This window comes from Elioraea sp. (genome assembly GCF_051860475.1).
In the GTDB taxonomy this organism is placed as follows: Bacteria; Pseudomonadota; Alphaproteobacteria; order Acetobacterales; family Acetobacteraceae; genus Elioraea.
In genome coordinates this window covers 1-9,707 of sequence record NZ_JBHYDW010000156.1, presented here as the reverse complement: position 1 = coordinate 9,707, position 9,707 = coordinate 1, and the positions used below count along the sequence as shown (strand labels likewise).

Sequence of the window (9,707 nt, the reverse complement as noted above, 5' to 3'; positions counted from 1 at the left end):
CACACCTCCGCGCGCGGCAAACTCGCATCCATCGCTGAACGGCGCGGAGTGCGCATCACGCGGCCCGGCCGACACGCGCGCCGCGCACGCCGGCGGCGAGAGCCCGCACCTGGTCCAGCACCGTCTCGATCGTGCCCGGCTTCAGCGTCCCCGCCTCGTCGAGATTCGCCGCCATCGTGTCGATCAGCGCCGACGCCACCACCGCCGCATCCGCATGACGCGCAACCGCGGCGGCGTGCTCGGGCGTGCGCACGCCGAACCCGACCGCGACCGGAAGGCTCGTGGCGGCGCGCACGCGCGGGATCGCCTCGGAAAGGTGCTCCTCGGTGGCGGTGCGCGTGCCGGTGATGCCGGTGATGGAGACGTAGTAGACGAAGCCGCCCGCATCCTGGAGCACGACCTTCAGCCGCTCGGGGTGCGTGGTGGGTGCCACCAGGCGGATCAGGTCAAGCTTCGCCGTGCCGGCAGGAACTGCCAGTTCCTCGGCCTCCTCGGGCGGCAGGTCGACCACGATCAGCCCGTCCACGCCGGCGGCAGACGCATCGGCGCAGAACCGCTCGACCCCGTAGGACAGGATCGGGTTGTAGTAGCCCATCAGCACGATCGGCGTGTCGGCGTCCCTGGCGCGGAACCCGCGCACCAGATCGAGCGTGACGCCGAGCGTCGCCCCGCCCTTGAGCCCGCGCTGGCCGGCGCGCTGGACGGTCGGCCCGTCCGCCATCGGATCCGTGAACGGCATGCCGATCTCGATCAGATCGGCACCCGCTTCGGGGAAGCCGGCGAGCAGCGCCTCGGTCGTCGCCCGATCGGGATCACAGGCCTCGACGAAGGGAATGAGTGCTGCGCGGCCCTCGCGCTTCAGCGCGGCGAAGCGGGCGGCGATGCGGCTCACAGCTTCACCCCCAAGGCTTCCGCGACCGTGAAGATGTCCTTGTCGCCGCGGCCGCAGAGATTCATCAGGATGATCGCGTCCTTGTCCATGCTCGGCGCCATCTTCGTCACCTGCGCAAGCGCATGCGCCGGTTCGAGCGCCGGAATGATCCCCTCGGAGCGCGTGCAGAGCTGGAACGACTCCAGCGCCTCGGTGTCGGTCACCGCGACGTACTCGACCCGGCCGAGCTCGTGCAGCCAGGAATGTTCCGGCCCGACACCGGGATAGTCGAGGCCCGCACTGATCGAGTGCGCCTCCAGGATCTGGCCGTGCTCGTCCTGCAGCAGATAGGTGCGGTTGCCGTGCAGCACGCCGGGCCGCCCGCGCGAGAGGCTCGCCGCGTGCTGGCCGGACTCGAGCCCGTGCCCGGCGGCCTCCACGCCGACCAGACGCACGGATGTGTCATCGAGGAAGGGATGGAACAGCCCCATGGCGTTCGACCCGCCGCCGATCGCGGCGATGCAGACATCCGGCAGCCGCCCGACCGCCTCGGCGAGCTGCGCCTTCGCCTCGATGCCGATCACCGACTGGAAGTCGCGCACCATCGCGGGATAGGGGTGCGGACCGGCGACGGTGCCGATCAGGTAGTAGGTGTCGGCGACATTCGCGACCCAGTCGCGCAGCGCCTCGTTCATCGCGTCCTTCAGCGTGGCGGCACCGGAGGTGACCGGCTTCACCTCGGCGCCGAGCAGCTTCATGCGGAACACGTTCGGCGACTGCCGCGCGACATCGGTCGAGCCCATGTAGATCGTGCAGGGCAGACCGAACAGCGCGCAGACGGTCGCGGTGGCGACACCGTGCTGGCCCGCGCCGGTCTCGGCGATGATCCGCGTCTTGCCCATGCGCCTGGCCAGCAGGATCTGGCCGATGCAGTTGTTGATCTTGTGCGCGCCGGTGTGGTTGAGCTCGTCGCGCTTGAACCAGACCTGCGCGCCGCCGAGCTGCGCTGTCAGCCGCTCGGCGAACCAGAGCGGGGACGGGCGGCCGACATAATGGGTGAGCAGGCGGCGGAACTCCGCGTCGAACGCGGGGTCGCGCTTCGCCTCCTCGAAGGCGCGCTCGACCTCGAGGATCAGCGGCATCAGCGTCTCGGCGACATAGCGTCCGCCGAACGCGCCGAAATGGCCCCGATGGTCGGGGCCGGTGCGCAGGGAATTGGGCAATGGCTTGGTCAAGAGGCGGCCTCCCGTCCGAAAGACGGCCTCTTAGCGGAAGGCGGGAGCAGGGCCTAGGGGGCAGCGCCCCCGCCCAGTCCGGGCGGGGGCGCCGCGGCCTGGGTCAGCCGCGCGCGGCCGCGATCAGCGCCGCAAGCACGTTCTGGGCGTTGTCCTGCACGCCCAGCCGCACCGCGAGGTCGCGCGAGAAGCTGCCGCCCGCCTCGCCGGTCACGGTGACAGGCTGGCCGCCAGCATAGATCGGCGCCGCGTAGCGCGCGTCGAAGCTGCCGCCGGCCTCGCCGGTCACCTGACCGACCCAGCCGCCGCCGAAGCTCGGGTTGGACGCGGGGCCCGGCACGCCCTCGCTGGCATGCGTGGCGATCCCGCCGGCCGCTGGCTCGACGGCGTGCGCGGGCAGGGTGACACCGCCGATCGCGAGGGCGGAGAGAAGCGCGAGAGTGGTCTTGGTCATGGCACGGTCCTTTCGGGTGGTGTGGATCAGCGCAGCGCCGCTGTCAGGAGTTCGACGGCATGGCCGCGTTGGATGCCCTTCAAATGCGCCGTTCCCGCGCCCGTGACCAACGTGCACTTCAGATGGAACATATCCGTCAAACCGATGTAAAAACTGTGTTGCGGATATTTCTGACAGATTTCTGATCGGGGATCGAGGCGTGACGAGAAGCACGGCGGACACGCCGCGCCACCGCACCCGGGTGCGCCGGTCGCTGGTCTCCCGACCGGAAACGGACGACAAGATGGGCCATGACGACCGCGTGGTCCGCCGCACCCGACGCGCCGATCCCGGCCGTGCTGGCGCGCGGTCGCGGGCACCGGTTCGTGCTCTACGGCGATGCCTGCTCGGGCGTTCCCGGCGCGCCGCACGAACAGACCTTCGCGCGCGTCAACGCCACGCTGCGGCGCCTTCGCCCCGCCCCCGAGTTCATCCTGTTTCCCGGCGACGAGATCATCGGGCTGAGCGGCGATCCCGACACGCTGCGCCGGCAGTGGCGCCACTTCCTCGACCACGAGATGGCCTGGCTCGACCGCGCCGCCACGCCGATCTTCCACAGCACCGGCAACCACACCGCCCATGACCGGATGAGCGAGGCGGTGTTCCGCGAGGTGCTGGCGATGCCGCGCAACGGCCCGCCCGGGCAGGAGGGACTCGCCTACGTCGTGCGGCGCGGCGATCTCGTGATGGTGGTCGTGCACACGCTGTGGTCCGGCCTCGGCGGCGAGGGCCATGTCGAGACCGACTGGCTGCGCCGGACGCTCGCCGCGCATGACGACGCCCGGCACAAGCTCGTGATCGGCCACCACCCGGTGTTCCCGGTGAACGGATTCGCGGGGGCGTACCAGCGTCAGATCGGGCCCGAGCACGCCGAGCCGTTCTGGACCATCCTCGTGGAGGCCGGCGTGCTGGCGTATCTGTGCAGCCACATCCTCGCCTTCGATGTGCAGGTCCACCGCGGGGTGCTCCAGATCACCAGCGCCGGCGCCGGCACCGCGCATCGGATGCCGGAGGGTGTGGAGTATCTGCATCTCGTGCAGGCCGCGCTCGACGATCAGGGGCTGCGCTACCAGGTGATCGACAGCGACGGGCAGGTGCGCGAGACGCTGACGTGGCCGGTCGCGCTCCCGGCCGCCGACCGATGGACCCGGCTCGCGCCCGGCGACCAGCCTGCGCTGGCGGCCGGGCCGGCATCGGCGGAACGGACGCTCGCGCTGCGGTTCTCGGGCATCGCGGCGCCCGAGCGCACGGCCGCGCCGCAGACGCTGTTCGCGGCGCGCGAGCCGTCGGCGCTGCCGGCGCTCTGGATCGGCCTGCGCGGCGCGACGCAGCGGCTGACCGTCTTCATGCGCCCGGAGCCGGGCCGCAGCCCGCATCTGTGGCTCGGCCCGACCGTCGTGCCGGGACAACATTTCGATATCGAGATGCTTGTTCATGCCGGCATGGGCCCGGGCGGCGTGCTCTGGCGCGACGCGGCGCGCGGGGTCTGGTCGTCGCTCGCCGGCGCCTCGGCCTGGGGCGCGGAGCGCCTGCCCTGGCCGCCGCGCTGGATCGTCGGGCATGGCGGCGACCCGCAGGACGAGCCCTTCGCGGGCACGATGCGGACGGTCTCGGCGGTGATGGTCTGATGCTCAGCCGAGCAGGTGGCGCCGCACTTCTGCCCGCAGGATCGCATCGGACCGCGCGCGACTCTCCGGACAGCCGCCGCCGGCGACGCCAAGGCAGCGGCATCCCGCCACCGCGCGCCGCCGCGCCTCGAGGTCGTGCGCGTCCCACTCCGTGCCGGAGGAGAGTTCGCGCCACCGCCCCGGCGCGACCTCGACGAAGCGGCAATTCGTGTAGGTGACGCCGGCGGGGTGCGACCAGCGCCCCGCACCCGAGTCCCAGCCATGCATCGCGCCGGGCAGGCCGTACATCTCGACCTCGGAGCCGCCCGCGCGCAGCGCAGCACCGAGTTCGAAGCAGGGCTCGTGGCCGGTGTAGCTGTCGGCCAGCCCGACGATCAGCACGATCGGCGCGCCGGTGGTGGCCATGTCGTGGTAGCGCGTCTCGCAGCCGGGATAGAGGCCGAGATGCAGCGCGAAGCGATGCGGCCCGGCGAAGCGGCGCAGCGCCGCCCGCCACGCCGTGCTGCCGCCCTTCGACACGCCCATCACGCCCGCGCGCGCCGCATCGAGGCGCGGATCGCCCGCGAGCACGGCAAGCGCGGCATGCGCATCCCGCGCCATCGTCTCGGAGGAGAGAAGTTCCTGGTCCGTCACGGTTCGGCGAATGCCGCGCGGGCTGAAATGATCCAGCATCGCCACCGCGACACCCTCGGCGCCGAGCAGGTCGGCATAGCGGCGGTGCCAGCGCAGCAGGCCGCCGGAGCCGTGCACGAACAGCATCACCGGCCAGGGCGGAGGCGTCGGCGGGCGGTGCAGCGTTCCGATGAGCGCGAGCCTGCCCGCGTGCGGCAGCGAGACGACGAGCGGCTCGCTCTCCATCACGCTCCACGCGCGGCGGCGACGAAGGCACGGATCAGCGCCGGGCCCTTCTCGCCCCGCCGTCGCTCCACGCCGGAGGAGACATCCACGCCCGGCGCGCCGGAGACCGCGATCGCCTCGGCGACATTCGCGGGTGTCAGCCCGCCGGCGAGCAGCCACGGCACGGGCACATCGAGCCCGCGCAGCACCGACCAGTCGATCGGCACGGCGTTGCCGCCGGGCAGCGTCGCGCCGGGCGGCGGCTTGGCGTCGAACATCAGCATGTCGGCAGCCGTCCAGAAGCGCGCGACCGCGGCCTCGGCCTCCGCCCGGGTCGCGATGCCGACCGCCTTCATCGCCCGCACGCCGAACCGCGCGCGGATGGCGGCGATGCGCTCGGGCGTCTCGTCCCCGTGCAGTTGCACCATGTCGAGACGGACCTCGCGCAGCACGGTTTCGATCTCGGCATCGTCTGGATCGACGAACAGCCCGACCCGGGCGGGGCCGCCCGTGTGCAGCGCGGACAATCGCGCCGCCGTGCCGGGCGAAATCGCGCGCGGCGAGGCCGGATAGAACACGAAGCCGACGAAATCGGCACCGGCGTCGCAGGCGGTCCGGAACGAGTCCGGATCGTTGACGCCGCAGATCTTCACGCGCATGGGCAGATCACGCCGCGAGCGAGGCGGCGATCGCGTCGGACGTCGCCACAGGGTCGGCGGCCCGGGTGATCGGCCGGCCGATCACCAGCCAGTCCGCGCCGGCGGCGACCGCCTCGGCGGGCGTCGTCACCCGCGCCTGGTCGTCCGCCCTGCTGCCGACGGGGCGGATGCCGGGCACCACCAGCGGCACCGAGGCGCCGAGCGCGGCGCGCAGCGGTGCGACCTCGAGCGGGCTGCACACGATCCCGTCGGCGCCCGACGCGATCGCCAGCCGTGCGAGCCGCAGCACCTGCGAGGCCGGAGCAGCCTCAACCCCGGTCGCGGCAAGGTCGGAAGTGGTGAGGCTGGTCAGCACGGTCACGGCGAGGATCATCGGCCGATCCGGGCCGGCGCTGTCCGCCGCCTCGCGCGCCGCTTCCATCATCGCCGCCCCGCCCGCGGCGTGCACCGTCAGCATCGCCACGCCGAGCCGCGCGGCCGAGCGCACCGCGCCCGCGACCGTGTTCGGGATGTCGTGCAGCTTCACGTCCAGGAACACCGGCAGGCCGGACTCGCGCACCGCCGCGACCGCCCCCGCTCCGGCGGCGGTGAACAGTTCGAGCCCCACCTTCGCCACCCCGACATGGCCGGCGAGCGCGCGCGCCCAGGACGCGGCGCGCGCGGGGTCGGGCGTGTCGAGGGCGACGGCGATTCGGGCGGCGGGCGTGGCCGGGCGCGGGATCATGGCGCGCCGATACACCAGATCGCGCGCGCGACCCAGAGGCGCGTGATCAGCGCAGGGCGAGTTCGGTCGATGCGGGGGTGTGCGGCGCGGCCGGGCGACGAGCCTCGGCGCGGGCGAGGCTGTCCTTCAGCGTGCCGACCTCCGCCTGGAGCACCTCGACCGAGCGCTCGAGCCGGCGCGCCTTCGCCCGGTGCGGCATCCCCGCGAACCAGGTGATCGCGGCGCCGAACAGGAACGCGACCGCCGCGATCGCCAGCACCGCGACCGAGAGCGGCAGCACCAGGCGCGCGTCGAACGGCCAGAGCCCGATCGCCACCGCAGATGTGTTCGAGACCACGAACAGGACCACCAGCACGGCCGCGAGCAGGGTCACGATCCAGACCAGGCGCATCGCCTCTCCCTCCCTCAGCCCTGCGCCGCCACGAGCGAGGGCCGCGCGCCGGAGCGGTTGATGCGCTCGCGGAGCTCCTTGCCCGCCTTGAAGAACGGCATGCGCTTGCTGCCGACCTCCACCGGTTCGCCGGTGCGCGGGTTGCGCCCGACCCGCGGCTCGCGCCCCTTGACGCTGAACGCGCCGAAGCCGCGCAGCTCCACCCGGTCGCCGCGCGCGAGCGCCTCGGTGATCTCGTCGAACACGGTCGCCACGATCGCCTCGACATCGCGTTGCATCAGATGCGGATTCAGCCGCGCCAGCTCGGCGATCAGTTCGGAACGCGTCATGCCCCCCGGCCCTTGCCTGCGTCAGTGCAGGGAAGGGTGCCAGAGGGCGAACAACCCGTCAAGGCTAAGTCGTTCATCTGAAACGGCTTTTCGGGCATCGCGCAGGAGCCGCGAAAGCCATTGCCGCTCGCCCCGCCCGGTGACGTCGCGCACCGGCAGGCTCTCCGGCACGCCCTTCTCGGCCGCCAGCCAGGCGCGCGCCTCGGCCTCGCCGCCGATCGCATCGACCAGCTTCGCCCCGATCGCCTGGCGTCCGGTCAGCACCCGTCCGTCCGCGATTGCGCGCACCTCGGGTTCGGGCATGCTGCGTCCGCTGGAGACCATGGCGATGAACTGCGCGTGCAGGTCCTGCACCACTGCGGCGAGGGCCGCGCGGCCGTCCTCGGTGAGCGGGCGGAACGGACTCGGCTGGTCCTTGAGCCGGCCGCCGGTGATCGCCTCGGCGCGGATGCCGAGCCGTTCGAGCAGGCCGGAGAACTCGGTGGTCTGCATCAGCACGCCGATCGAGCCGGTCACGGTCGCCTCGCGCGCGAAGATGCGTTCGGCCGGCAGTGCGACCATGTAGCCGGCCGAGGCGGCGGTGCCGCCCATCACCGCGACCACGGGCTTTGACTTTGCGACCTCGGCGAGGGCGCGGTGGAGTGCCTCGCCGCCGGCGACCGTGCCGCCCGGGCTGTCGATCGCGACGATCAGGGCGCGCGCGCGCGCGTCCTTGGCGAGCTCGAGCAGCGCCTGGTCGCGCTCGCGGTTCTCGGTGATCAGGCCGGTGACGGACAGGCGCGCGACATGGCCGCCGAGCAGGGTGCGGGCGGGGCCGGTGTCGCGCAGCGTCACCGCGATGGCGCCGAGCACGGCGAGCACGGCGACGATGCGCCAGAGGGCGAGGCCGCGCTTGAGGCGGCGGCGGTCGATCAGCAGGTCGGTTTCGAGCGACATGGGGAAGAAATACCATGGGGGGGGGGGGGGGGGGGCGCCCCCCCCCCCCCCCCCCCGGGGGGCCCCCCCCGTTGGTCGGGGCCCGCGTCGCGCCCACGGGGAGCGGCGCCCTCACGGGAGGTCCGGGGGGCCTTGCGGCCCCCCGGGATTCTTCTCCGTGTACTTGCACCACTTTTCTGCAACGCACCGCCAACATTCCGGCTTGCGCGCCTTGCACACATAGCGCCCGTGCAGGATCAGCCAGTGATGCGCATCGCGCAGATATTCGCGCGGGATCCGCTTCACCAGCGCCTCCTCCACCGCGCGCACATCCTTCCCGGGCGCCAGCCCCGTGCGGTTGCCGAGCCGGAAGATGTGCGTGTCGACCGCCATCGTGTCCTGCCCGAACGCCACATTCAGCACCACATTCGCCGTCTTCCGCCCGACCCCCGGCAACGCCTCGAGCGCGGCACGCTCCGCCGGCACCTCGCCTCCGTGCCGCTCCACCAGCAGCCGCGACAGCGCCGCGACCGCCCTCGCCTTCGCCCGCCACAACCCGATCGTGCGGATGAACGGCGCGATCCCCTCCTCGCCCAGCGCCGCCATCGCCGCCGGCGTCGGCGCCGCGGCGAACAGCCCGCGCGTCGCCCTGTTCACCGACGCGTCCGTCGCCTGCGCCGACAGCACCACCGCGACCAGCAGCTGGAACGGCGAGGCGTAGTCGAGCTCGGAGCGCGGCTCCGGATTCGCGCGCGCCAGCGCCTCGATGAACGGACGCACATCCGCCTCCGGCATGCGCCGGACGACCGGACGGGAGGGATATCTGCGGGCGGGCCCGGGCATCGCGCGTTCATGCGGCGGTGGCGCGTCGCAGGCAATGCCCGGACTTACCGGCCGCCCGGACCGGCCCTATCTTCGCGCCATGACCCGCGACGGCGACCCGCCGGTCTTCACCGCCACGCTCCGCCCGCAGCGCAGCCTCGATCGCAGCGGGCTGTGCATCGCGGCCTCGGTGCTCGGCGTCTCCGGCGCGGCGATCGCCGGGCTGTTTCTGGTGATGGGCGCCTGGCCGGTGGTCGGCTTCGTCGGCATCGAGATAGCGATCGTGATCGCGCTGCTGCTGCTGCATCACGGGCGCGGCCGCACCACCGAGGAGGTCGTGCTCGACGACCGCGCCCTGACCGTGACGCGACGGCGCGGCCGCGCGGTGACGCGGTGGGAGTTTCCGCCGGGCTGGCTGCGCGTCACCGTGGTGGACGACGAGGACGGCCGGCCGGCCGGCGTGCTGCTCGCCTCGCACGGGCGGCGGCTTGCCGTCGGCCGGTTCCTGACGCCCGAGGAACAGACGGAATTCGCAGCCGCGCTGCGCGCCGCACTCGCGTCATGGCGCGCGCCCTACGCGGCAGCGTGCTGAAGCGGCATCGGCCGCGCGCTGCCCCCGCAGCGCGCGCCGCCGCAGATCAGCTGCTCGCCTGCTCGATCGGAGCGAGCGACTTGATCAGGTCGAACACCCGCTTGCGCACCGACGGATCGGAGATGCGGTAGTAGGCCCGCACCAGCTCCAGCGTCTCGCGCCGGTGCAGGGTCTCGTCGTCGAAGCCCTCCTGGGGCTCGGCGAAGCCGAC

General features: G+C 72.8%; 12 protein-coding genes and 1 pseudogene. 2 read left to right on the top strand and 11 right to left on the bottom strand.

Features of this window, described 5'->3' with window-relative positions:
- Window positions 1-55 precede the first annotated feature (55 nt).
- The 3 genes from trpA to ACTIFU_RS20095 all read right to left on the bottom strand — a co-directional run bounded on the left by trpA (window position 56) and on the right by ACTIFU_RS20095 (window position 2,560).
- Entirely contained in the window at window positions 56-892 is an 837-nt protein-coding gene (trpA, locus tag ACTIFU_RS20105; protein WP_439580100.1) for a tryptophan synthase subunit alpha, read from the bottom strand.
- Window positions 889-2,106, bottom strand: a complete 1,218-nt coding sequence (gene trpB, locus ACTIFU_RS20100; protein WP_439580099.1) for a tryptophan synthase subunit beta — start codon at window positions 2,104-2,106, stop codon at window positions 889-891. The genes trpA and trpB overlap by 4 nt, the downstream gene beginning before the upstream one ends.
- Before the next feature lie 103 nt (window positions 2,107-2,209).
- Window positions 2,210-2,560, bottom strand: a complete 351-nt coding sequence (locus ACTIFU_RS20095; protein WP_439580098.1) for a hypothetical protein — start codon at window positions 2,558-2,560, stop codon at window positions 2,210-2,212.
- Window positions 2,561-2,850: 290 nt separating this feature from the next.
- Here ACTIFU_RS20095 and ACTIFU_RS20090 point away from each other — a divergent pair, with 290 nt between their 5' ends.
- Window positions 2,851-4,227 (top strand): metallophosphoesterase family protein, encoded by a 1,377-nt coding sequence (locus tag ACTIFU_RS20090; protein ID WP_439580097.1) that lies wholly within the window; start codon window positions 2,851-2,853, stop codon window positions 4,225-4,227.
- Window positions 4,228-4,230: 3 nt separating this feature from the next.
- Here ACTIFU_RS20090 and ACTIFU_RS20085 read toward each other — a convergent pair whose 3' ends face one another.
- The 7 genes from ACTIFU_RS20085 to nth form a co-directional block, all read right to left on the bottom strand.
- Window positions 4,231-5,085 (bottom strand): dienelactone hydrolase family protein, encoded by an 855-nt coding sequence (locus ACTIFU_RS20085; RefSeq protein ID WP_439580096.1) that lies wholly within the window; start codon window positions 5,083-5,085, stop codon window positions 4,231-4,233.
- Window positions 5,085-5,723, bottom strand: coding sequence for a phosphoribosylanthranilate isomerase (locus ACTIFU_RS20080; protein ID WP_439580095.1), 639 nt, complete (start codon window positions 5,721-5,723; stop codon window positions 5,085-5,087). The genes ACTIFU_RS20085 and ACTIFU_RS20080 overlap by 1 nt, the downstream gene beginning before the upstream one ends.
- Window positions 5,724-5,730: 7 nt before the next feature.
- The gene (gene pyrF / locus ACTIFU_RS20075; protein ID WP_439580094.1) at window positions 5,731-6,447 is read right to left on the bottom strand and encodes an orotidine-5'-phosphate decarboxylase; all 717 of its coding nucleotides are present in this window, start codon (window positions 6,445-6,447) and stop codon (window positions 5,731-5,733) included.
- Window positions 6,448-6,493: 46 nt separating this feature from the next.
- Complete coding sequence (locus ACTIFU_RS20070) at window positions 6,494-6,838, bottom strand: LapA family protein (RefSeq protein ID WP_439580093.1); 345 nt, start codon at window positions 6,836-6,838, stop codon at window positions 6,494-6,496.
- 14 nt (window positions 6,839-6,852) lie between these two features.
- Entirely contained in the window at window positions 6,853-7,167 is a 315-nt protein-coding gene (locus ACTIFU_RS20065; protein ID WP_439580092.1) for an integration host factor subunit beta, read from the bottom strand.
- A 21-nt stretch (window positions 7,168-7,188) separates the two neighbouring features.
- Window positions 7,189-8,103, bottom strand: a complete 915-nt coding sequence (gene sppA / locus ACTIFU_RS20060; protein ID WP_439580091.1) for a signal peptide peptidase SppA — start codon at window positions 8,101-8,103, stop codon at window positions 7,189-7,191.
- Window positions 8,104-8,214: 111 nt separating this feature from the next.
- A complete protein-coding gene (gene nth / locus ACTIFU_RS20055) occupies window positions 8,215-8,877 on the bottom strand; it encodes an endonuclease III (RefSeq protein WP_439580090.1) in 663 nt (220 codons plus the stop codon).
- Window positions 8,878-9,004: 127 nt separating this feature from the next.
- Between nth and ACTIFU_RS20050 the strand changes: the two genes are divergently transcribed.
- Window positions 9,005-9,496 carry a DUF2244 domain-containing protein gene (locus ACTIFU_RS20050; RefSeq protein WP_439580089.1) on the top strand — a complete coding sequence of 164 codons (492 nt, stop codon included), beginning with the start codon at window positions 9,005-9,007 and terminating at the stop codon, window positions 9,494-9,496.
- Between the two features lie 46 nt (window positions 9,497-9,542).
- On the opposite strand, the pseudogene ACTIFU_RS20045 reads toward ACTIFU_RS20050, so the two are convergent.
- A pseudogene (locus ACTIFU_RS20045) lies at window positions 9,543-9,707 on the bottom strand (helix-turn-helix domain-containing protein); the annotation flags it as partial.